Annotated in this window: 19 protein-coding genes; 17 read left to right on the top strand and 2 right to left on the bottom strand. The window is 49.8% G+C overall.

Annotation, left to right across the window (positions count from 1 at the left end):
• The first annotated feature begins 224 nt into the window (after positions 1–224).
• Both cysE and QZT18_RS19610 read left to right on the top strand, forming a co-directional pair.
• Positions 225–959 (top strand): serine O-acetyltransferase, encoded by a 735-nt coding sequence (cysE, locus tag QZT18_RS19605; protein ID WP_294150612.1) that lies wholly within the window; start codon positions 225–227, stop codon positions 957–959.
• A 114-nt stretch (positions 960–1,073) separates the two neighbouring features.
• On the top strand, positions 1,074–1,958 hold the full coding sequence (locus QZT18_RS19610) for an ATP-binding protein (RefSeq protein ID WP_294150646.1): 885 nt from the start codon (positions 1,074–1,076) through the stop codon (positions 1,956–1,958).
• Positions 1,959–2,971: 1,013 nt separating this feature from the next.
• On the opposite strand, the gene QZT18_RS19615 is transcribed toward QZT18_RS19610, so the two are convergent.
• Entirely contained in the window at positions 2,972–4,318 is a 1,347-nt protein-coding gene (locus tag QZT18_RS19615; protein WP_294150614.1) for a hypothetical protein, read from the bottom strand.
• A gap of 197 nt (positions 4,319–4,515) precedes the next feature.
• Here QZT18_RS19615 and QZT18_RS19620 point away from each other — a divergent pair, with 197 nt between their 5' ends.
• The 15 genes from QZT18_RS19620 to QZT18_RS19695 all read left to right on the top strand — a co-directional run bounded on the left by QZT18_RS19620 (position 4,516) and on the right by QZT18_RS19695 (position 22,684).
• Positions 4,516–6,039, top strand: coding sequence for an SPOCS domain-containing protein (locus QZT18_RS19620; protein WP_366925934.1), 1,524 nt, complete (start codon positions 4,516–4,518; stop codon positions 6,037–6,039).
• A 219-nt stretch (positions 6,040–6,258) separates the two neighbouring features.
• Positions 6,259–8,118, top strand: coding sequence for an ATP-dependent endonuclease (locus QZT18_RS19625; protein ID WP_294150618.1), 1,860 nt, complete (start codon positions 6,259–6,261; stop codon positions 8,116–8,118).
• Between the two features lie 194 nt (positions 8,119–8,312).
• Positions 8,313–9,320 (top strand): peroxide stress protein YaaA, encoded by a 1,008-nt coding sequence (yaaA, locus tag QZT18_RS19635; protein ID WP_366925935.1) that lies wholly within the window; start codon positions 8,313–8,315, stop codon positions 9,318–9,320.
• Positions 9,317–10,486 (top strand): cation diffusion facilitator family transporter, encoded by a 1,170-nt coding sequence (locus QZT18_RS19640; RefSeq protein ID WP_294150620.1) that lies wholly within the window; start codon positions 9,317–9,319, stop codon positions 10,484–10,486. Before yaaA ends, QZT18_RS19640 begins: the two co-directional genes overlap by 4 nt.
• A gap of 39 nt (positions 10,487–10,525) precedes the next feature.
• Positions 10,526–12,028 carry a metallophosphoesterase gene (locus tag QZT18_RS19645; protein ID WP_294150622.1) on the top strand — a complete coding sequence of 501 codons (1,503 nt, stop codon included), beginning with the start codon at positions 10,526–10,528 and terminating at the stop codon, positions 12,026–12,028.
• A gap of 50 nt (positions 12,029–12,078) precedes the next feature.
• Positions 12,079–12,588, top strand: a complete 510-nt coding sequence (locus tag QZT18_RS19650; protein WP_294150623.1) for an 8-oxo-dGTP diphosphatase — start codon at positions 12,079–12,081, stop codon at positions 12,586–12,588.
• Positions 12,560–13,219, top strand: coding sequence for an HAD family phosphatase (locus QZT18_RS19655; RefSeq protein ID WP_294150625.1), 660 nt, complete (start codon positions 12,560–12,562; stop codon positions 13,217–13,219). The genes QZT18_RS19650 and QZT18_RS19655 overlap by 29 nt, the downstream gene beginning before the upstream one ends.
• Before the next feature lie 2 nt (positions 13,220–13,221).
• Positions 13,222–14,439 (top strand): leucine-rich repeat domain-containing protein, encoded by a 1,218-nt coding sequence (locus QZT18_RS19660; protein ID WP_294150627.1) that lies wholly within the window; start codon positions 13,222–13,224, stop codon positions 14,437–14,439.
• 158 nt (positions 14,440–14,597) lie between these two features.
• On the top strand, positions 14,598–15,662 hold the full coding sequence (locus QZT18_RS19665; RefSeq protein ID WP_294150629.1) for a LysR family transcriptional regulator: 1,065 nt from the start codon (positions 14,598–14,600) through the stop codon (positions 15,660–15,662).
• A complete protein-coding gene (locus QZT18_RS19670) occupies positions 15,634–16,977 on the top strand; it encodes a VWA-like domain-containing protein (RefSeq protein ID WP_294150631.1) in 1,344 nt (447 codons plus the stop codon). The genes QZT18_RS19665 and QZT18_RS19670 overlap by 29 nt, the downstream gene beginning before the upstream one ends.
• 52 nt (positions 16,978–17,029) lie before the next feature.
• Positions 17,030–17,515, top strand: coding sequence for a pyridoxamine 5'-phosphate oxidase family protein (locus tag QZT18_RS19675; RefSeq protein WP_294150633.1), 486 nt, complete (start codon positions 17,030–17,032; stop codon positions 17,513–17,515).
• A gap of 6 nt (positions 17,516–17,521) precedes the next feature.
• Positions 17,522–19,132, top strand: a complete 1,611-nt coding sequence (locus QZT18_RS19680) for an ATP-binding protein (RefSeq protein WP_294150635.1) — start codon at positions 17,522–17,524, stop codon at positions 19,130–19,132.
• 6 nt (positions 19,133–19,138) lie between these two features.
• Complete coding sequence (locus QZT18_RS19685; protein ID WP_294150637.1) at positions 19,139–20,809, top strand: metallophosphoesterase; 1,671 nt, start codon at positions 19,139–19,141, stop codon at positions 20,807–20,809.
• A gap of 108 nt (positions 20,810–20,917) precedes the next feature.
• A complete protein-coding gene (locus QZT18_RS19690) occupies positions 20,918–21,793 on the top strand; it encodes a radical SAM protein (RefSeq protein WP_294150639.1) in 876 nt (291 codons plus the stop codon).
• Positions 21,794–22,684: an EamA family transporter gene (locus tag QZT18_RS19695; protein ID WP_294150642.1), complete on the top strand. Its 891-nt coding sequence runs from the start codon at positions 21,794–21,796 to the stop codon at positions 22,682–22,684.
• Positions 22,685–22,700: 16 nt separating this feature from the next.
• Here the strand turns inward: QZT18_RS19695 and QZT18_RS19700 are convergent, their stop codons facing one another.
• A complete protein-coding gene (locus QZT18_RS19700; RefSeq protein WP_294150644.1) occupies positions 22,701–23,582 on the bottom strand; it encodes a DNA-3-methyladenine glycosylase in 882 nt (293 codons plus the stop codon).
• Between the last annotated feature and the right edge of the window lie 215 nt (positions 23,583–23,797).

Consider the following 23,797-nt stretch of genomic DNA (forward strand, 5'->3'; position numbering starts at 1 on the left):
TTTTTTCTCCTGGATTCCCCCTCACCACACTCTGCAAACCGGGACTGAAGACTCATACCCCCCTCTCACCATCCCGAACCCCGACCGTCCCGGCGGCGTTCTCATTCCTCAACTGATTATCACACTTTGCTTGACAGCATAGAATAAAATAAGATATACTTCACCCCATAGATACTTATTGGTGGACATTTGTGAAGACATAATGAAAAAAGAGGTAGGAGAGAATGATTCTTAAGGATATCTGGCTGGACGTGAAAGCCGTGAAGGAGAGGGATCCGGCGGCGAGGAATGCACTTGAAGTGCTGCTTTTATATCAGGGAGTCCATGCGCTGATTTGGCACAGGGTTGCCCACTGGTTTTACAGACATCACATGTTTTTTGTTGCCAGGCTGATTTCTCAGCTCGCAAGATTTTTTACATTGATTGAGATACATCCGGGAGCCCAACTGGGACACGGGATTCTGATCGACCATGGCTGTGGCGTGGTAATCGGAGAGACAACGGTGGTCGGTGACAACTGTACGATTTATCAGGGCGTGACGCTGGGAGGCGTGGGCACCCAGAAGGGAAAGCGGCATCCAACGCTGGGAAATAATGTGACGGTTGGAGCGGGGGCGAAAATCCTCGGTTCATTTGAAGTCGGTGACAACTGTTCCATCGCGGCCAATGCCGTACTGCTCCGTCAACTGGATGAGAATATCACCGCGGTGGGAATTCCGGCCCGACCTGTTAAGAAGGACGGCGTGCCGATTCAGAAGAAGCAGAAAACCATTATCAGTGAGCATAACCGTATGATGATGGATCAGATGGAAAAGCTTCAGAAAGAAGTTGAAGTCCTTAGAAAGGCTCTGGAGGAGGCGACCGGAAAGCCGGTTCCCGCTGTAATCCTGGAGGAAGGAAATAAACAGCCGGCTCAGGCGGAAACAGCGCCCGGGAGCGGAAGTGACGCGACGGAATAGAGGAAATAACAATATATGCAGAATGAAGAGACAACACAAAGTGCAGCGGCAGTACAGGATACGGAGATGGTAAAAGGTACAGAACCGGTACAGCGTGCAGAAAAAGAAGCAGCCATGGCAGCGGAACAAAAGAAAGAAAAAGCGCCGGACCGCTGCCGTGAGATAGAAAAGAGTATTATCAAGCAGTTCAGAAAAGAGATATGGCGCCCTTTTGTCAGGGCGCTTAATGAATACGATATGATTAAAGAGGGCGACAATATCGCCGTCTGTATCTCCGGAGGAAAGGACTCCATGCTTCTGGCCAAATGCATGCAGGAGATTTTAAGGCATGGGAAGATGAAGTTCGGTCTCCATTTCCTGGTCATGGATCCGGGATATAATCCGGCCAACCGCAGGATGATTGAGGAGAATGCCAGAATTATGAATATTCCGGTCACCATCTTCGAATCGGATATTTTTGACGTGGTGGTGGACGTGGACCAGTCCCCCTGTTACCTGTGCGCCAGGATGAGGAGGGGCTTTTTGTATGCCAATGCGAAGAAGCTCGGCTGCAACAAGATTGCCCTCGGACATCATTTCGATGATGTAATAGAAACAATTTTGATGAGCATGCTCTATGGCGCTCAGGTCAATACGATGATGCCGAAGCTCCACAGTACCAACTTTGAGGGAATGGAGCTTATCAGGCCTCTTTACCTGGTGAAGGAGGCTGATATACTGGCCTGGAAGGACTTTAACAGCCTTCATTTTCTCCAGTGTGCCTGCCGGTTTACCGAAGCGGCGGAGGCAGTGGCCGGACGGGATGAAAACCATCTGTCCAAGCGGCAGGAGATGAAAGAACTGATTAACCGTTTCCGCCGGATCAATCCGCATATCGAGACGAACATTTTCAAAAGTGTGGAAAATGTCAATCTGGATGCCTGTATCGGGTATGTGAAGAATGGGCAGAGACATCACTTCTTAGAAGAATATGAGACGTGTGCGGACAGAGAGCAATAAAGATATTCCGCGGAGAAGTATGCTTTCTGATAACGGAATTGGACACTCCGACAATCGATAGCAGAAAAGACATGTGTCTCCTGCGGACTTTACAGGAAGGGCATACGGAGGATAAGCGGATTCGGTTCCATGTTTTTGTTTTGGCATTTTTAACATCCGGGGAGTGAAATAACAGGACATTTATCTGTTTACCCTAAACTTTTTTTGTGACTTTTTACTGATCTTTTTGAATCGTGCTTTTGCTGATTGACATTTGCTAAAACGAATGATATTCTTTTGTTAGTGAGTACTCATTAAATGGTAAATAATAAAAGGGCTACACCTGACAAGACTGCAGGTTCCACAAAGCGGGAACCTCTCAAGGGGTGCCCGGATGCGGCGGAGCTTATAAAGGCCGTCTGCAACTGCTTTAGGGAGTGTATCATCCCGGAACTCCGGGGCTGTTATGCTGTCACGAATTCCGGCAATAGCGCACCCAACGCTGTACCGGATTATCGGCGGCTTGCTTTAGAAAAAGCCTGAACAGGCAGGGCCCCCACCCTGTTCACCTGAGAATACAGGCTTTGCTGAAGAGATCAGGTACTCCCCCTGAGTACACAGAGGAAAACGTGCCGGTATCCATCCGCAGACAGGCGAATGCCGATAATGTGGAATTGAAAGACCAGGCTTAAGCCGGTATTGTCACCCCGTTCCCCCAGAACGGTGTTGTGGCGCCGGGAATGAATTTAACTCTGAGCACGGAGGAAGTTATCACTGTCCGCTCCCACTGGATGTGAAAACGGAACTGCAAGGGAACCTCCTATAGGATTTGCAATGTTTTTAATGGTTGCAGATTATGGTCCGAAATTGCAGAGAAGTGCTGAAGAGAAGTAAAAAAGAAGAAGTGCGCCGCGTCAGCGGTACACTTCTTCTTTTTTAGGCGCAATGAAAAGTTCGCGAAGCGTACTTTTCGTTGTTACCAGTGATGTTTATTATAATAGCCGTTATGATCGGAATACAGGCTCAGTCCGGCATTACTCCTTGAATTTCAGCCGGTAATGTTTGACCGGACGCCCTTTTCCTCCGAGACTTTCCTGACCGATCATTTCAGCGTAACCGTACTGCAGGAGGTTGTTGAGTATTTTACTTGCCGTCCGGGGTGAAATTCCGAGGCTTTTTACGATTTGGGCCGCGGTGACTTCATTGGAACCCTCCAGCCTCATCATGGAGGACAGTTTGGAGATTGTCTCGACGGACAGACGGACACTGCTGGCCACTTCACGCAGGTATTTGCTGGTTTCCGCAGGCTGGGCGGCTTTTTCTTCCGGTGACGCATCCAGCAGATATACCGTTTCGTTCTCATCCATCAGAAAACTGCCCTGTTCCTTTCCAAGGACCTTCTTACCGTAGGCGGCCGCTTCCCAGGCATTCATACGGGCCTGGTTCAGGGTGGCTCCGATACCGTAGCTGATGACACCGTCAAAATTCATCTCATGTTTCAGAAGGGTCTGGATGCCGCAGGAGCTGTAATTGTCTGTCATGTCCTTTATCAGCATGGAGTTGGTATAAATTTCATAGCCGCTGTAACTTTCCTTAAGTATCAGGCTGTTCATATATTTCTTATTCAGAACCATGACCGCCTGTTTCAGTTCGAGCAGGCATTGCTCCCTCTCCTCATTTGTGATGCTCCACGTCTCCTTTTCCCTTGGAAGAATCACAATGGCGCCGGAGATATTTCCCCTTATTCTTTTTATCTCCATCTGCTGTTTGAGAGAGGAAAAGGTGCGCTTCAGTTCATTTACACTTGGGTTAACATAATAAGAGGGAATTCCGTAGGATTCACCTAACTTGTATACAGTATAAAACTGCGTGAGGATCAGATCCAGCTCATTATGCTCCAGCTTTTTCCGGTACGCCTCAATCAGCTCGTTCTCCTTTGTCTCTATGTTTTCAGCCGGATAATCGATTAGTTCCTGTACAAAATTTACGGCCATAGCGGGCAGTTTTTCCTCAATCAGGGCCTGCCTGAGGGTATATCCGTCTTCCAGAAAATCAATCCCGACCCGGTTGACGTTGGACTTTTCTTTCAGAAGCATCATTTTAAGCATAAGCTGATAGATATGCTCCACCTCGATATTGAAACAGGCCGTCGGGATCTCCTCCCCTGCCCCGATAAAACGCCTTACTGCAATCAGGGGAATATATCCGCTGGTGATGAAACCGTCATAATGTGTTTTTTCCTGCTGAAATATGGAGAAGAGTTCGCTGAACTCATTATATTCCCTGTAGGTGAATTCCACGTCTTCCTGGGAAGCACCTAATATTTTTTCACAATACTGCCTGATATACGGCTTTAAAAGCAGCATAATTCTGTAACTCATATTCTCTCCACCTTATCTTTATCGTTCCGGGCCTTGTCCTGTCCATTATATGATAAGTCCGTATGAAATTCAAGTTATGGCGGTTTTCGTTGTTTGGAATAATGTCACGTCTGTCCGCATAAACTTTCATAAAGTTGTAGATATGGAAAGGGCAGGTGCGATCATTAATGATGGAGCTGATTAAGAAAAATATACATATGAACAGACAGAAAGGAAGCGCGGTATCCCAGATCACTCTGGATGACGATTTTATCGTTCCGGACACCATGGACGACGTATCCCAGGTCCTTCTGGATAACGGCGAGATCCAGATTGAATCATCGAGAACCCAGGGCGATAAGGTTCTGATTAAGGGAAAACTGGCTTTCCGTGTGCTGTACAGAAAAGCAGAAGGAGGGCTTCAGGCGCTGGGAGGAGAGGTGCCGTTCGATGAGACGATCAATGTGCCGGATCTGAATGAGCATGATTATACCCAGGTATCCTGGACGCTTGAGGATCTGAACACCAGTATGATCAATTCCAGAAAGCTGAGCATCAAGGCAGTCGTGACTCTGGAAGTGCGGGTGGAGAATCTGTACGATGCGGAAGCAGCCGTGGACATTGAGACGGATGATGAAGAGGTGGAGGTATTAAAGAGAAGTATCGACGTGGCGGCAATTGCGGTCAGGAGAAAGGATACATACCGGATCAAGGAGGATATCCAGGTTTCGGGCAATAAGCCGAACATCGAGAGCATCCTGTGGAATGAGATGCGGTTAAGAGGCGTCACCTGCCGCCCCATGGACGGAAATATCCATCTGGAAGGGGAACTGATGGTATTTATCATCTATGCCGGGGAAGGGGAGCATACGCCGGTTCAGTGGCTGGAGGAGTGTATCCCGTTTTCGGGCGATGTGGAGCTTGCGGAGGCGGAGGAGAATATGGTTCCGGCCATCGGCGTCAGGATCCTGCACCGGGGAATCGAGATGAAGCCGGACTACGACGGGGAAATGCGCGATTTTGAGCTCGATGCCGTCCTGGAGCTGGATATGAAACTCTACATGGAAGAAAATGTGGAGCTTTTAAGCGATCTCTACGCCACCAACCGGGAACTGATGCTGGATGGCGGGGAGGCCTGTTTCGACCGTCTGCTGACAAGGAACATCTGCAAATGCAAGGTTGCGGAGCAGCTTAAAATCAGCAAGCCGGACCGGATTCTCCAAATCTGCCACAGCAGCGGCAGCGTGAAGCTGGATGAGGCGGAACCGAGGGAGGACGGACTTCATATAGAAGGTGTTCTGGAAGTGAGCCTTCTGTACCTGACCGACGACGACACGGAGCCGGTAGGGGCTACGACGGAGATTGTGCCGTTCCACTGTGTGGCGGAGGCCGACGGCATTAACGCGGACAGTATCTGGCAGATGAACCTTGGACTTGAACAGCTTACGGCCGTGATGCTGGGAGGGGATTCTGTGGAAGTGAAGGCGGTGATTGCCGCCGATCTGCTGGTGCTGCAGCCGGTGTGCGAGCCTGTGGTCACGGGCGTGAAGGTGGAGCCGCTGGATATGAAGAAGCTTCAGCAGATGCCGGGCATTGTGGGCTACATTGTGCAGCCGGGGGATTCACTGTGGAAAATTGCGAAGAAATTCCATACCACTGTGGAAAACATCAAGGAGACGAACGGTTTGACGGAGGATGAGATCCGGCCAGGGGAAAAGCTGGTGCTTATAAAAGAAGTTTAGTAGCAGGACTCCCGGTAAAAACCGGGCGGGCGGCAGGGACCGGGAAGGTTCCTCCGCCTTTTTCTGTTCAAAGCACATTGCGAACCTGCCCGGCTTAGAGTATACTAAAGCATAACTGTTTATATGTTTGGGAGGCTGCACGGCAGCGGAAAAACGTTACTGTCCATACGGCACCGGGCCGTGGACAATAACGGAAAAACGGCCGAAAGGAGGCAGATCATGCAGTTTGTACGTCTCAGAATCAAAAACTATAAAGTGATCCGGGATATGGAGATCCGGGACATGGAAAACGCCCTGATTCTGGTGGGAAAGAACAATACGGGGAAAACCTCCGTCCTGGACGCAATCCGGGTCATGGCGGGAGTGGAGGAGCTTTTAAAAGCTGATTTTAATGAGGCAAAGCAGAATGTGGAAATCGAAGTGACCCTGCAGATTACGGATGAAGACCGCAGGATGATGCACCAGGCCGGTATCGTGAGCCGCTATAAGCGCTATGAGGTGTGGGAGAAGGAATTTTACAGAAAACTGCCGTCCTGCCAAGGAGATTTGCTGGAATTTACCTACACCGCCAATTATGAGGGGAAAGTCCGGTATACGGACGGATTTAAAAAGGATAATCCCTGCATCCGGGAAGTCCTTCCGAGGCTCCACTATATCAACACGGCAAGAGATTTGCAGATGTTTCAGAACGACCTTCTGCTGTTCCAGGACAACAGGATGATGAACCAGCTCCGCTCCGGCCGCTGCCTGTTCGACGGAGCCAAGGAATGCAGGCACTGTTTCCAGTGCATTGGCCTGATTAATAAGAAGAAACCCGAGGAACTCGATGCCGCCGAGACGAGAAAACTTCTTGAATATAAGCTCTACCAGTCCAATATGGGAGATCTCGTGGAGCGGATTAATGACAATTTCCACAAAAACGGAGGATACGACGATATCCTCTATGAACTGCGCTGTGATATCGACCGGCTGTTCCAGATTGAGGTGAAAACCTACAACAGCGAGCGCGGCGAGGTGGATACGGTTGAACATATGGGAAAAGGTATGCGCAGCATTTATATGCTGTCCCTGCTGGAGACTTATATCGAGGGTGAGAACCGGATACCGAGCATTGTCATTGTGGAATATCCCGAACTGTTTCTGCACCCGCAGCTCCAGAAGGTATCGAGTGAAATACTTTACAGGCTGTCCAAGAAAAATCAGGTCGTGTTCAGTACCCATTCTCCCCAGTTGCTGCTGAATTTCACCAACGGCCAGATCCGGCAGGTGGTGCTGGATCGCGAGTATTACTCCGTGCTCCGGCACAATACGGACATCGGGGAAATCCTGGATGATCTCGGATACGGGGCGGCCGATGCGCTGAATGTGGACTTTGTCTTTATCGTGGAGGGGAAACAGGATAAGAGCCGCCTTCCGCTGCTTTTGGAAAAATACTATTCCGAGGTTCACGACAGGGAGGGGAACCTTTCGAGGATTGCCATCATAACGACAAACAGCTGTACCAATATTAAGACTTATGCCAATTTAAAATATATGAACCAGGTTTATTTAAAAGATCAGTTCCTGATGATCCGGGACGGGGACGGAAAGGATCCGGAGGAGCTGGCCGGAGAACTGTGCCGTTATTATGACGAGCAGAACCTGAGGGATGTGGACCGCCTGCCGAGGGTAAGACGGAAAAACGTCCTGATTCTTAAATATTATTCCTTTGAAAATTACTTCCTTAATCCGGAAATCATGGCAAAGATCGGAATCGTGAAATCAGAGGAAGATTTTTATCATATTCTTTGGCAGAAGTGGACAGAATATCTCGGTCGGCTTCGTTCGGGCAGAAAGTTTGTCAGTGCGCTGGGACGGACTCCGGAATCGGAAGAAGACTTAAAAAATAATATGGAGCTTTTTAAAATTCATATGAGAGGCCACAACCTCTACGACATTTTCTACGGACGCTATAAGAAGAAGGAAAAACAGACGCTGAAACAGTATATCGAACTGGCTCCCAGGGAGGAGTTTTCCGACATCCTGGACAGCATTGACAACTTCCTCTATTTTGACAGCCGGAAAAAAATGCCGGAATGAAAGTTGCATTTCAGGAGAAAATCCATATAATAGATTATAGCCAAAGCAGAGGAAGAGAGTAGCGCATCCGGCCGATGCTTTAGATAGATACAAGGCTCTAATGTGGAACTGCCGAAAGGCACCCCGGGGCTTTGGACGGTAACGGCACATTGCAAGGTGTTGTTACCGTTTACATACCCCCTTGGAGGAAGACGATGAATTACACATACCTTCTGCGATGTTCCGATTCGTCGCTCTACTGCGGGTGGACAAACCATCTGGAGGAGCGGCTGAAGACGCATAACGCGGGAAAAGGTGCCAAATATACGAAGAGCAGGCGGCCGGTCACGCTGGCCTATTATGAGGCCTGGGAAACAAAAGAGGAAGCCATGAAGCGGGAGGCGGCAATTAAAAAGATGACAAAGAGAGAAAAAGAAGCTCTGGCTGCAGAGCTTCGCATTATTATATCTCCGGCAAAGAAAATGCAGGTTAAGGCGGATGAGCTGCCCTGGAAAAATATGCCTGTGCTGATAGAGAAGACGGAGGCGCTGAAAGAGAAGCTGCAGTCCTTTACGGAGCCTGAGCTTAAGAAACTGTTTGCGGCTAATGACGCAATCACCCATCAGAACTATCTTCGCTACCGTGATATGGACCTGAGAAGGAATATGACGCCGGCGGCGCTCTCCTATGTGGGAATCCAGTATCAGTATATGGCGCCTCAGATATTTTCCGAGGCCCAGTGGGAGTACATATGCCGTCATCTGCGTATCCTGAGCGGTTTTTACGGCATTCTGAGGGCCGACGACGCGGTTGTGCCGTACCGCCTGGAGATGCAGGCAAAACTCCCGGCGGGGGGAGCAAAGGACCTTTACGGCTACTGGAAGGATGAGCTTTACAGGGAGCTGTACCGCGCGGAGAAGGGCGCGGGACGCGTGAAAGTCCTCAATCTGGCGTCGAAAGAGTACAGCAGCGCCGTGGAACCGTGGCTGAAGCCGGAGGATGAGTTTGCCACCTGTATATTCGGAACCATGAAAGCCGGGAAGGTTAAAGTGAAGGCGACGGAGGCAAAGATGGCCAGAGGTGAGATGGTCCGCTTTCTGGCAGAACAGAATGCCATGGGATTTGAGACGGTGAAACAGTTTGACCGCCTCGGTTTTTCCTATGCACCGGAATTGTCCGATGGGAGCCGGTTCGTATTTTTAAAGAACGAGGTTGAGCAATGATTAAATTTCTGATTAAACGATTTATAAAGGATTCCGATAACATAAAAGACCCCGCGGTGAGACGTATGTACGGCTCGCTTTGCAGTTCCGTGGGTATCGGGCTCAATATCTGCCTGTTTATCGGAAAATATCTGGCGGGCGTTTTGAGCGGTTCCATCGCCATTATGGCCGATGCCTTTAATAACCTTTCGGATGCGGGATCCTCCCTCATCACACTGATTGGGTTCAAGTTTGCGGGAATGAAGCCGGACGCCGAGCACCCCTTCGGCCATGGGAGGATTGAGTACATATCGGGACTCGCCGTCTCGGCTGCAATCATCCTGATGGGCGTGGAGCTGGCCAAATCGTCTGTTTCCAAAATCCTGTCACCTTCCCCTGTCGAGATGAATCTGACGGCAATCGTGATTCTGGTGGTTTCCGTGTGCGTGAAGCTTTATATGTGCGGCTATAACCGGTTTATCGGCAGGAAGATAGACTCCGCCGCGATGAAGGCGACGGCCACGGACAGCCTGAGCGACGCGGTGGCTACCTCCGTCGTGCTCCTGGCTATGCTGGTGCTCAAATTTACCGGCGTGAATGTGGATGGCTGGTGCGGAGCCATGGTGGCTCTGTTCATCCTCTATGCAGGCTACAGCGCGGCAAAGGATACGCTGAGTCCGCTGCTCGGCCAGCCGCCGGAGGAGGAGCTGATTAACCAGATCCGGGACATTGCGCTGTCCCACAGCGAGATCGTGGGAATCCACGATCTGGTGGTGCACGATTACGGCCCGGGCAGGCTGATGATTTCCTTCCACGGCGAGGTTCCGGGAGACGGAAATATTTTTGAACTTCACGATGTAATAGACCAGGCGGAAAAAGAGTTAAAAGAGAAGCTGGGCTGCGACGCCGTAATCCATATGGATCCTATTGCCACCAACGACGATGAGGTAAAAAGCGTCAAACAGTGTGTGGCGGAGCTGGTTAAAGAAATAAACGGGGACTTATCCATCCACGATTTCAGGATGGTCAAGGGTCCCACCCATACGAACCTGATTTTCGACGTGGTGGTTCCGTTCCAGTTAAAGCTGTCGGATCGGGAGGTGACCGATGAAATCACAAGAAGAGTCCGTGAAAAGTGGGAAAACTATTACGCGGTGATCGAGATTGACCACAGTTATGTGCTGTAGACCTGCCGTTACGATTCACGAAAGGAAAAGGACAAGACGATGAAATACAGAAAATGGATGGCTGTCCTGGCTGCCCTGTGTGTTGCCGGAACGGCGGCAGGCTGCGGCTCACGGACTTCGGACACGCCTTCCGTATCGGAGGAGAGCGGAAGTGTCCAGGAACCGTCGGGCGCGGAAGCAGAGAAGACGACGGAAGAGTCTCAGGAAGAGACGGAAAGTTTTGAGTCTTGGGAACATGAGGAAACAGAGGCCGGGAGCCGGGAAGAGGAGACGAAAGAGACCCTGCCCGGAGACGGCGATACTTTTGTGCAGCAGAAGGTGATTGTTGCAACCGACCTTCATTATTTGGCGGAAAAACTGGCCGGAAACAGATGCCAGAGCTTTATGACGGCCGTGGAATCGAGCGACGGCCGTGTACTACAGTACGGCTGGGAGATTCTCGATGCATTCCTCGACGATGTAATCGAGGAGGATCCGGATTTGGTCATCCTCACCGGAGACCTGACGCTGAATGGAGAGAAGGAGAGCCATGAGGAGCTGGCCGATAAACTGGAGGTGCTTTCAAAGCATGGCATAGAGGTGGCCGTAATTCCGGGAAACCATGATATTAATAATCATTACGCAAGAAAGTTCACCTCGGACGGTACCGTGAAAACAGATGTAATTACTGCGGATGAATTCAGCAGCATCTACGCAGACTATGGTTATGTGGCGGCGGACAACCGGGATCCGGCTTCCCTCAGCTACCTGTATAAGCTGGATGATTACTATTGGCTTCTGATGCTGGATTCCTGCCAGTACGATCCGGTCAACCAGGTCGGCGGAATGATCCGCAGGGAGACATATGAATGGATGGAAAAGCAGTTGGAGGCCGCCTGGGAGGAAGGCGCTCAGGTCATTACGGTGAGCCACCATAACCTGTTTGATCAGAGCGGTGTGAGCCGTGAATTCTATGACAACTGTACGATAGAGCACAATGAAGAGCTGGTAAGCATGCTCTATGATTACGATGTGCGCCTCCATCTCAGCGGCCATCTTCATCTGCAGCATTATAAAGAGGATGAGGACAGCGGAATCAGTGAGATAGTGACCGGGTCCCTTGTGATGGCCCCGTGCCAGTACGGCGTGATGAAAATCTGGAACAGCGGCGACATCCAGTATGATGCAAAATCGGTGGATGTGGACGGCTGGGCAAAGAGAAATTCCTATAAAAACCGGGATTTGTCGGATTTTAAAACTTTCAGTGAAAACTTTTTAAACCAGGTTACATACAGGAATGCGGTCCTGGATCTCAGAAAACATACGCTGGAGCGCAAACTGTTCTTCAGCGATGAGAAGATAGACGAGATGGCCAGATTCTATGCAAGGCTCTGTGTTTATTACTATGGCGGCAGAATGTTTGAGATCGCGGATCAGGTTAAGAATGAGAAGGCATACCAGTATTGGAATGAGATTGACTATGTCAGCGACTTAAGTGACTTCCTGAGGAATATCCTGGAGGATGAGGCGAAGGATTTTTCACATCTCACGGTTCATTATTAAGCTGCTGTCCCCGCAGGGCGGATTACAGCAGAAAAAGGACGGAAGTAATTATGCAGGAAAAAAGGAAATCGGAGCTGACTACGCTCTGTTATATTGAAAAAGACGGCTGCTATTTGATGCTGCACCGTGTAAAAAAAGAGAAGGATGTCAATAAGGATAAATGGATCGGCGTAGGCGGCCATTTTGAAAAGGATGAGAGTCCGGAGGAGTGTATTCTGCGCGAAGCGAAGGAGGAGACGGGCCTGACCCTGACCTCATGGAAATTCAGGGGAATCCTGACCTTCATCGCAGAAGGGTGGCCGACGGAATATATCTGCCTGTTCACGGCCGACGGTTTTACCGGAGAACTTAAGGCGTGCGATGAGGGTACGCTTGAGTGGGTAAAGAAAGAAGATGTACTTAAACTGAACCTTTGGGAGGGAGACAAAATCTTCCACAGGCTCCTTCTGGAGAGAGACGACTTTTTCTCGCTGAAGCTTAAGTATGATGGGGATGAACTGAAGGAGTGGGTTCTGAACGGAGGACGGGAAGATGGCGCAGGTAAAAGCGGTACTTTTTGATATGGATGGGCTGATGTTTGACACGGAATGCCTGGCGTCGGATTTCTGGAAACAGGCCGGAGCCGAGGCGGGAGTCGCCATCAGCGAGGAGTTCCTGATCTACAGCCGCGGCAGCCGCAGCCAGGAGATGGAGCGGCTGTTCTACCGCTGTCACGGTGAACATACGGATTTTAAGGGGATACGAAGACGGAAGAGAGAGCTTCTTATCCACTATCTGGATACGCATGAGATACCGGTCAAACCGGGACTTTATACACTTCTTGAATGGCTTAAGAAACATCATTATAAGATCTGGCTGACCACGTCCACCGAGAGCAGCAGGGCGCTGCGGTATGTGGAGTCGGCCGGGGTGAAGGATTATTTCGACGGCTTTATCTGCGGGGATATGGTGGAACACGCGAAACCGGATCCCGAGATTTTCCTGAGAGCGGCCGACGCGGCGGGAGTTCCTCCGTCGGAATGCGTTGTCCTGGAGGACAGCTTCAACGGAATCAGGGCGGCCATAGACGGAGGATTCATTCCGGTCATGGTGCCGGATCTGATGCAGCCCACGCAGGAGCTTTTACTGAAGCTGGCGGCGAAGCCGGTAACACTGGAAGGAGTGATTGCCTTCCTGGAACGGAGAATATAAGAATGGGACTGAAATGCCTTTATGAAGAAAACGGAGATTCCGTCAAAATACTCAGATGTTACGGGGAGTGCAGCCAGATTGTGCTCCCTGAAACTATTTCCGGCAGGAAGGTGACGGAATTGGGAGATTACATCTTTTCCGGGGATATGCGCGGAACGCCCGCAGGGAAACTGTGGGAGGAGGATGAGGAGCCGGGAAACGGGGCAGACGGACTGCCGGGAAGAGAGGCAGGAGCCGGATCAGACGGACTGCCGGGAAGTGTCACTGCAGCCGGTTCAGGCGGCAGTGGAGGACGCGCGGGTATCGATACGGCCGAACTTCAGGCAGCCTGCGGTGAGCGCCTTAAGGAAATCAGTCTCCCTTCCGGTATACGCAAAATCGGCCGTTATGCATTCTATAACTGTTACGGCCTTAAAAAGCTTTCGATGTATTCCACAATTTCAGACATCGGGGCCGGGGCCTTTAACGGCTGCCGGAAGATCGAGGAGCTGGAAATCGGTGTTGTGAAGGGGGAACGCTCGTGCCTGAAAGAGGTTCTGACGGAGCTGAATGAATCACTGACCGTAGATTACAGGCAGCTTGAGAAAGACGCGGACGGGCAGCTTGGGTGCACGGGGCGCGCCAGTCTCTTTTTCCCTGTATTTTATGAGGAGGCGGTGGAGAACACGCCGGCCAGGATTCTGGAAACCCATGTGCACGGGTGCGGGCACCGTTACCGTTACGCGTTCGACGGGACGGAGTTTAAGTTCCGTGAATATGACAGTCTGTTTATCCATGCAAAGATCCAGGAACCGCCCGCGAGAGCGGCGGCCCTTGCAATGGGACGTCTCCGTTTTCCATTGGAACTGACGGAAAAAGCCTCTCTGATGTACCGGGAATACCTGATCCTTCATCCCGAAGAGGCGGCAGCCTGTCTTCTGAAAAAGGACAGCATGGACGAATGGAAGTGGTTTGTCGGTGAATTTTTACCGTCTGAAGGGGAAAATGATGAAAAAAAGATAAAGGTTGAGCACGCGACTGCGGGTTGTTTGGGGAACGAGGGTTATGCAGTGCGTGCTCGCGAGGAATATTCCGATATAAAGAAACCGGCTTTGGGGAAAACCGGCTTTGATAAACTGATTCATGCCTCAAACCGGGCCGGCCGTACGGATGTCATAAGTTTTCTTATGAACGCCTCTTACCGGGCCTATCCTCCTGAGAGGAAAAAATTTGAGTTATAAAGCCGAAAAAAATGTATCATTTTTGTTCTTTAACTTGATTATATAACATGGTTCGTATATAATCAAATTTATATAATAAAATAATAGTTATTAATTTTTCGTTATAGAGGGCGGAACCGGGAAACCAATCAAAACAGAGCGGAAAAACAGGAGGAAAGATGTTCGACGGTAAAGAATACGTATATGCGGTATACGAAGAGAAAAGCTTTTCAAAAGCGGCGCAAAAGCTGTATATCACCCAGCCTGCGTTAAGTACGGCGATTAAGAAGGTGGAGAAAAAGATCGGCAGTCCGATCTTCGACAGGAGCACTTCACCTATTGGTCTCACTCCCAGCGGCGAGGTGTACATCGATGCCATTGAAAAGTTATTTGCCCTGGAGCAGAATACAATTAACCAACTGAATAACCTGAACGGCCTTCTGACCGGAAAACTGGCAATCGGAGGAACCATCTTCTTCACCTCCTTTATCCTGCCGGGCCTGCTCGGTGAATTTTCCAGAAAATACCCTCAGATTAAGATTGAACTGATCGAAGGAACAACTTCCCAGCTTACCGATAAGCTGATGGGAGAGGAACTCGATCTGATTATCGACAATTCGGAACTGGATGATAAAAATTACGAAAAATATTATTATAATACGGAGCGGATTATTCTGGCCGTCCCCAGGGAATTTGAGATTAACAGGGAGCTGATGGAGTATCAGCTTACCGCAGCCGATATTACGGCAAAACGTCACAGTGACGAGGAATTTCCTGCACTGCCTCTTCCTCTGCTTAAGAATGCGCCGTTTATTTTCGTCAAGGAAGAGAACAGCATCTATAAGCGGGGCGTGAAGATGTGCAGCCGCCAGAACTATACGCCGAATATCATTCTGAAGCCGGATCAGGTCGTATCGGCATTTAATATGGCGGGAAAGGGAATCGGGGCAACCTTTATTCCCGACGGCCTCGTAGCCAGCCTGTCCTATGAGGTCCCCCTGTGTTATTATAAGATGGATGAATCACTTTCCGTCAGACAGGTCTATTTTTACAAGAAGCGCAACAAATACCTGACCAAAACGATGGAAGAATTTATCCGCGTGGCCGTAGGCGACGAGGGGTTCCAGAAGGTAAGGGAAGCCAGGGAAAAAGAAAACCAGGAAAAGAAAAGCCAGGAAAAGATAAACCAGGAAAAGAAGAATCAGGAGAAGCGCAATGGAACGAAAAACGCCGGTGGTATTTGAACAGGAAAAGGCCGAAGAGCTTGCTGCTATCTGCCGTGATATACTGATAAATACGAGAAACGAGCTATACCTGCATCTGCGTTTTATGGACGCGGCGCTCAGTTCCCTTATGTTTGTACCGGATTTTACCGCCAGGGGGGCAGGGACGGACGGCTTTTGCTATACGTACCAGCCCGAGTTTCTGGCGGGAAAATATATGGACGGGCGTGTTTATGTAAACCGGCTGTATTTCCACTCCATCCTCCACTGTATCTTTGTCCATATGGACACAAGAGGAAAGAGGGCCGAAGAACTGTGGAACCTGGCATGTGATATTGCCGTGGAATATATGATAGATGGGATGGAGATAAAGTGCCTCCACCGCCCTCAGTCTCCCGTGAGGAGAGAGTGTTATCTGCGTCTGAAAGAGAAAACAAAGGTTATGAATGCCCAGAGTATTTACCGCTGCCTCCAGGAAGAAAATCTGCCGGAGGGGCGGTATCTTTCGCTTATGGCAGAATTTTACAGGGATGATCACTCCCGCTGGAATGATAAAAATGACAGACCGGAGATGCCCCGGGAGAGAAAGAACAAGTGGGATAATCTGCGCGAATCAATGGAGACGGAGATGGAATCCTTTTCCAAAAAGGCGTCGGAGGAGGCCGGGGAGCTGTCCCGCCAGGTGAAGATCGAGAACCGGGAGCGGTATGATTACAGGGAATTCTTAAGGAAATTTTCGGTGATGAAGGAGACGGTTCAGATCGACACCGACGCTTTCGATTACATTTACTATGATTACGGACTGAGAACCTATGGAAATATGCCTCTGATTGAACCTCTGGAGACAAAGGAGGTAAAAAAGATCGAGGAATTCGCCATTGTGATCGATACTTCCATGTCATGCTCCGGCGAGCTTGTAAAACAGTTTCTGGAACAGACATATGCCGTGCTCTCGGAAGCGGAAAGTTTTTTTACAAAGGTGAACGTACATGTGATACAATGTGATGAAAAGATTCAGAGTGACCGGAAAATCGAATTGGCCCTGGAGCTTAAGGATTATATGGAGCATATGGAGATTGCCGGAGGCGGAGGCACCGATTTCAGGCCTGCGTTCCAGTATGTGGACTCTCTGGTGCAGAAAAAGGTATTTACCGGGCTTAAGGGCCTCATCTATTTTACGGACGGTTACGGGATGTTTCCGGTCCACAGGCCGGCCTATGATACGGCATTTGTATTTATGCGGGATGACTACAGCGACGCGGATGTTCCGCCCTGGGCGATCAAGCTGATTCTGGACCCGGAAGAGTTTGAGAATGAAGGGGAAGACCTGGATTGATAAGGACCTCCGCCTGCACCGGTGACATTCAGGATGAAAGGAGAAACGAACAATGAGAAGAAAAGACAGGGGAATTGAGAATCAAAATGAAATTATGGAAATAATAAAGAGATGCCGTGTGTGCAGCCTCGCATTTTCCGGAGAGGACTATCCCTATGTGATTCCCATCAACTTTGGAGTTGGCGTTAAGGACGGAAAAACTGTTTTCTATTTCCACGGAGCCGGGGAAGGCACCAAGTTTGACCGGATCAAATGCGATAACAGAACCGCATTCTCCATGTATGCGGAGGAGGAACTGGTCTTAAAAGAGCCTGCCTGCAAGACGACAATGCTATATGAGAGCGTTTGCGGCACGGGAAGAGCGTCCGTTGTTGAAGATATGGAAGAAAAGTATGAGGCGCTGAATCTGATCATGCGCCAGTATGACAGAGAGAGCGGGGCATTTGAATTTGACGCCAGGGTTGTGGAAAAAACAGCCGTTTTTAAACTCGAAGTAGAAGACATGACAGGAAAGACAAATAGACCGAAAAACAGGTGATGTGACATGAATATCAAGCGGGCAAAGCAAGAAATTAAAAACTGCATCGAAGCGTATCTTTTGAAGGATGGCCGCGGGGAGTATCTGCTCCCTGCCGTCCGCCAGAGGCCGGTTCTTTTAATGGGACCTCCCGGAATCGGAAAAACACAGATTATGGAGCAGATTGCCAGGGAATGCCAGGTGGGACTGGTTTCCTATACCATTACGCACCATACAAGGCAGAGCGCCATCGGCCTACCTTATATTGTGGAGAAAGAATACGCCGGACGGCCATGCTCCGTGACGGAGTACACGATGAGTGAGATCGTGGCCTCTATTTACGACAGGATGGAGGAGACGGGACTTAAGGAAGGGATTCTTTTTATCGACGAGATCAACTGTGTGTCCGAGACGCTGGCGCCGATGATGCTCCAGTTTCTGCAGTGCAAGACATTTGGGAACCACAGGATTCCCGACGGCTGGATCATTGTGACGGCCGGAAACCCGCCGGAGTATAATAAATCCGTCAGGGAGTTTGATATTGCGACCCTGGACCGGATTAAGAAAATCGATGTGGAGGCGGATTACAAAGTTTGGAAGGAATATGCGGTTATGACCGATATCCATCCGGCGGTAACCGCTTATCTGGAAGCCAGGCCCGAACATTTTTACAGGATAGAAACAACCGTGGACGGCAAACGCTTTGCGACGCCGCGGGGCTGGGAAGATCTCGCCCGTTTTCTGGAAATATATGAAAAACTCGGAAAAACGGTTGACAGGGACGTCATATATCAGTATATTGAACATCCGGGTATAGCAAAGGATTTCGCCAATTACCTGGAGCTTTACAGCAAGTATAAAACAGATTATCAGATCGAACGGATCCTTTCCGGTGAACCGGATACGGAGATGGTGCGCCGTGTGGCGGCCGCGCCTTTTGATGAGAGATTCAGTGTTGTGAGCCTCGTCCTGTCCCATTTAAACGGGAGGTTCAGGGATATTTACCTGAAGGGACGGTATCTGGAGATTCTGAGAGAAGAACTGGGTATGTTTAGGCAGATGGCCGATGAAACACCGGTAACAGAGGCGGGAACAAAGACGGTGGAAGCAAAGACAGTAGAAGCAAAGACAGTAGAAGCAAAGACGGTAGAAACAAAGACTGTGGAAACAAAGACGACGGAGAGCGCCGCGGGGCTGCTTGAAAATCTGGCTGCGGAGATGGTTTCCGACCTGGAAAAGAGGCATAAGGCAGGATTAATCAGCAGAAGAGAAGAGCATCTTAACCGGGACGCAGCGGATAAACTGCAGGACTACGCACTGACACTGGAAAAAGAGCATATCGTTTCCCCTGAAGCCGGTTTTGCAAAAGTCCGGGAGCTGTTCGGGGAAGAAGCACGCGAATACGACACGATGTCGGAGAAGGCCCTTACAATGCTGGAACACGGCTTTGATTTTATGGAGGCAGCCTTCGCCGCGGGCCAGGAGATGGTCATTTTTGTGACGGAGCTGAATACAAATTATTACAGTGTGAATTTTTTAAGGGAAAATAGATGTGAGCGTTATTATGAATACAATAAAAATCTCCTGTTTGAGGACAGAGAGAGTGACATCAGAAAAAGACTGGCACAGAGGACTTAATACAGAATGAGAAAATGGAGAAAGATGTCTCTGCTCGTCTATGCGGCAGAACTGTTACTGCTTCTTGCGGTTCTCGTACTGGTGGTAAAGTTTGTACCCGATTTCGGTAAAAAAGGGGAAGAACACACCATATACGGAAGCAGCGGAGAGCAGATAGAAGATAGTACGGAAAATACGGCAGGCGAAAAGGAGAGCGCGGAAACCGGAGAAACGCCGGAGAGTATGGAGGCCGGGGCGGATTCGGAACACCGTGGGACCGGCGCCGGAAGAAAAAAGGGGCGTCCCTCCGGAGGAGATACGGCCGGTCAGGAGACGGAGGCGGAGGAAGAGCCGTACCGTCCGCCTACGATGATTGTTGCCTCGGATTTACACTACCAGTCTCCTAAAATGACGGATTTCAGGGAATCCCTGGATACCTACACGGAATGGAACGACGGAACGGTGGTGCCGTATCTGGATGTGATTGCCGATGCTTTTTTGGAAGAGGTCCTGAAGCAGAAACCGTCCGTCCTGATCCTGAGCGGGGATATTTCCCAGAACGGTGAGAAGGTGAACCACCAGGAGCTGGCGAAAAAGCTCAAGAGGGTGCAGGATGCTGGAATCCCGGTGCTTGTCATACCGGGCAACCACGATATCAACCACCCATGGGCAGCCACCTATTTTGACGATAAGAAAGAAACGGCCGAGGGCGTCGATGCCAAGGGCTTTTACGATATTTACCATGAGTTTGGCTATGATCAGGCGTCATCCAGGGATAAAGATTCTTTGAGTTACCTTTACAGGCTGGATGAACATTACTGGATGATGATGCTGGATTCATGCATCTACGAACCCGTCCATGAGACGGGAGGCAGAATTAAGGATACGACCCTTGTCTGGATGAGGGAGCAGCTTGAGGCGGCAAAGGAGGCCGGGGCCATGGTAATCCCCGTGGCCCATCATAACCTGCTGAAGGAGAGCACCCTCTATCCGGAGGAGTGTACGCTGGAAAACTACAGGGATGTCGTACGGCTTCTGGAAGAATATAAGCTTCCTGTCTACATAAGCGGCCATCTTCACCTGCAGAGAGTGAAAAAGAATGTGGAAAGTCCGCTGGACGAGGGAAAATACGGAATTTATGAGATTGTTTCCTCTTCCCTTGCCATTCCGCCCTGCCAGTATGGAATTATTAACTGGACAGAAGACGGCAGTTTCCGTTATCATACAAAAGAAGTGGATATCTCCGGCTGGGCGGAGCGCTATCAGGAGGAAGATCCGAACCTGCTCAATTTTAAAGAATACAGCAGCCGGTTTTTGATAGAGACAATCAGCAACCAGACCTTTAAGGGGCTGGAAACCATACCCGAGGAGCGAAAACTGGAGATGGCGGAGCTTTACGGCACTCTGAACAGCGCCTACTGCTCGGGAACTCCGATCAGCGCGTCCAAAGTGAAGAACAGCAGAACTTATTTTTACTGGGAACGCTATCTGGGATCCAGTAAATGGTTTGACCGCCTCAGCGCGATACTAAGAGACACGAAAAAAGATCACAATTCCCTGAGCCTCACCGCAGGAAAAGACTTTCCGGAATGGATTCCGGAGGAGGAAGATGCAGATGGTGGCAATGCGGATGATGGCAATGCAGATGGTGGCAATGCAGATGAGGACAATGCAGATGGGCAAAATACGGGTAAGTAAAATGTGAGAGAAGAAATACGGACGAAGAAAATGCAGCAATCGAATATGAACGGAAATGACGGGTACGGAATCGTTACCGGACAGTAATGGATAAGGAGTGATGGAATTATGATATATGAAGGCGTTGTATACAGACCACCGAGTGAGGCCAGGAGCCTGATTGTCCAGGTGACGATCGGCTGTGCGCACAATACCTGTACATTCTGCAATATGTACAAGGAAAAACAGTTCCGCGTCCGCAAGATGGATGAGATCATGGCGGACCTTCAGGAGGCCCATGACGCCTATGCGGCCTATGTAAAGAAAGTTTTTCTTGCCGACGGGGACGCCCTGATTATGAAGACGGAAGATCTGCTTACGATACTGGATGCAGTCAGACGCCTGTTCCCCAATGTGACAAGAGTTGCCTCCTATGGAACGGCGCAGGATATTCTTCGAAAATCCGAGGATGAACTGAGACAGCTTAAGGAAGCCGGCCTTGGCATTGTCTATGTCGGCGCCGAGACGGGAGACGATGAAATTCTCGAATACATCCACAAGGGAGTGACGGCCCGGGAGGTAATTGATGCGGGACAGAAATTAAAACGGTGCGGAATCGCCACCTCGGTAACGCTTATTTCGGGTCTTGGTGGCCGGAAAAAGGTAAAAGAGCACGCGCTTTCCTGTGCAAAGCTCATTTCCGAGATGAATCCGGAATTCGCTTCTTTCCTGACGCTCCGTCTCTACGAGGGCACACCGATGTACGACGATGTCGTGGAGGGGCGCTTTGAGCGCATCACGGCGGATGAGATTATGGATGAGATGAAGATATTCCTGGAAAATGTGGATTCTCCGGGAACCGTGTTCCGTACCAACCATGCGTCCAACTATGTCGTTTTGGCCGGGAATATGAACGAAGATATTCCTGAAATGCTTGAAACCCTTGAAAGGGCGAAAGAAAGCCAGCATTACAGAAGATTCAGAGAGACAGGGGATTTATTATAAATGATTTATCTGATACTGGCAGTACTCTGCAGCGCATCCATGGCTGTGGCGCTGCGCCTGAGCGAAGAGTACAGCAGCAATAAATATGCAATCCTGATGGGAAACTACGTGACCTGCACCGCGGTTGCGTTCCTGATGCTCCCGGAGAAACAGATCATTCCAACTGCGAAGTTTCTGATGACGGCATCTTCCGGGGACCAGGGACTGAAATCGGCGATGATGACGGCCATGGCCGCCGGAATCCTGAATGGAATCTTCTTTCTGGGGTCGCTTCTGTTTTTACAGTACAGCATCAGGAAGAACGGAGCCGTCCTGTCTTCCGCCTTTGCAAAACTGGGAATCATGATTCCCGTGGCAGCCAGTATTCTCTTTTTGAACGAGAGGCCGACGGTTCTTCAGACGGCGGGGATGGCTCTCGTTGTGGCGGCGATTCTTGTGATTAACCTGGAAAAAGGAAAAGGAGGGGCATCTGCAAAGATGGCCCTCCTTGTGCTGTTTCTATTCAGCGGAGCAGGAGACGGGATGTCAAAGGTATTTGAACATATCGGGGAACGCAGGTTTGACGCTCTGTTTTTATTTTACACGTTTTTGACCGCCCTGCTTCTGTGCCTGATTCCAATGCTCCGTGAGGTAATCCGGGAGAAGAAGAGACTGAAGGCGGTGGATTTTATCAGCGGCATCTTTGTCGGAATCCCCAACTATTTTTCAACCTCCCTGCTTTTGGCAGCGGTCACCAGGCTGCCCGCGTACCTTGCCTACCCTTGCTTCAGCGTGGGTACAATCCTGATTGTCTGCTTTGTGAGCGTTCTGGTTTTGAAGGATAAGATGACGAGGCGGCAGGTATATGGGTGCGGGATGATACTTCTGGCTCTGGTTCTGCTGAATTTGTAAAGAGAAGGAGCGGTATTTAGGAACTGCGCCCATTTAACACTGTGCGTTCATAGTAAAATATATATTGCTGCATTACTCCGGCGCACCCCTTGTATTTCCCAAAGTTATCCTGCACCATCATCTCGTACAGGTGTTTTTTGGGAGCCGAGTCATATTTTTTTCTGTAATAATGGTTCATTAGAATCTGCTGAATCCAGGTGTCCACGGGAAAAGCCTCCACGTGGTGCAGTCCGAAAAGGCAGATGCAGTTGGCCACCTTAGTTCCGATGCCATAGAAACCGATCAGGTATTCCATGGCTTTTTTATAATCCATTGCCGAGAGAAGTGAAAGATCCAGATTTTTGTCATCCGCGTCGCGGCAGATGCGGTGGATATACTTGGCCCGGTAGCCCAGCTTCAATGACTGAAGGTCCTCTAAGGAGGCCTTTTTTAATTGGGATGGAGTGGGAAACGTGTGGTAAAGGACGGTTTCACCGCAGGCTGAAAGAGCCCGTCTCTCCTCCCCGTACAGACGGCTTAAGTTTTCCACAGCCTCCCTAATCTTGGGGATGGTGCGCTGCTGGGAGATAATGAAGGTGATAATCATTTCCCAGACATCCTGATTCAAAATGCGGATACCGCTGCCCGCGCAGGCGGCCTCCTGAAGGTAAACATCGCGTTTCCTGACGGAGGAAATGATGGCGCCGTAGTCGGTTTCAAGATCAAAGTAACGGCTCCAGAACGGAAAATCCTCATCGGAGCAGTGAAAATAGAAAGTCTGTCCCTCCTGGACGACTTCTACATAGCGGCCGCCGCTCACCGTCTTGTATCTGCCGGGTTCCAGGCAGTTCATGCGGAAACATTGGCCGGATTCGGCGATTTGCTGCAGGTCGAAGTTATTTATCTTTTTTGTAATCATGGTATAAGTTCCTTTATGTATTTGGCGGGTGTTGTTGAAATAAGCATCTGGGTGATTTTAAGCTGTTTTCTGCGGTGGACGCAGAACTCGGCATGCGCAGGTATAATGTCCACTTTGTGTAAATTATACCATATTCACTTCGTGAATACGGTGTCTCCGACGGAATTTAGCGCCCGAATTTCTGCGGTGGACGCAGAACTCGGCATGCGCAGGTA

This window comes from uncultured Clostridium sp., assembly GCF_900547735.1.
In the GTDB taxonomy this organism is placed as follows: domain Bacteria; phylum Bacillota; class Clostridia; order Lachnospirales; family Lachnospiraceae; genus Otoolea.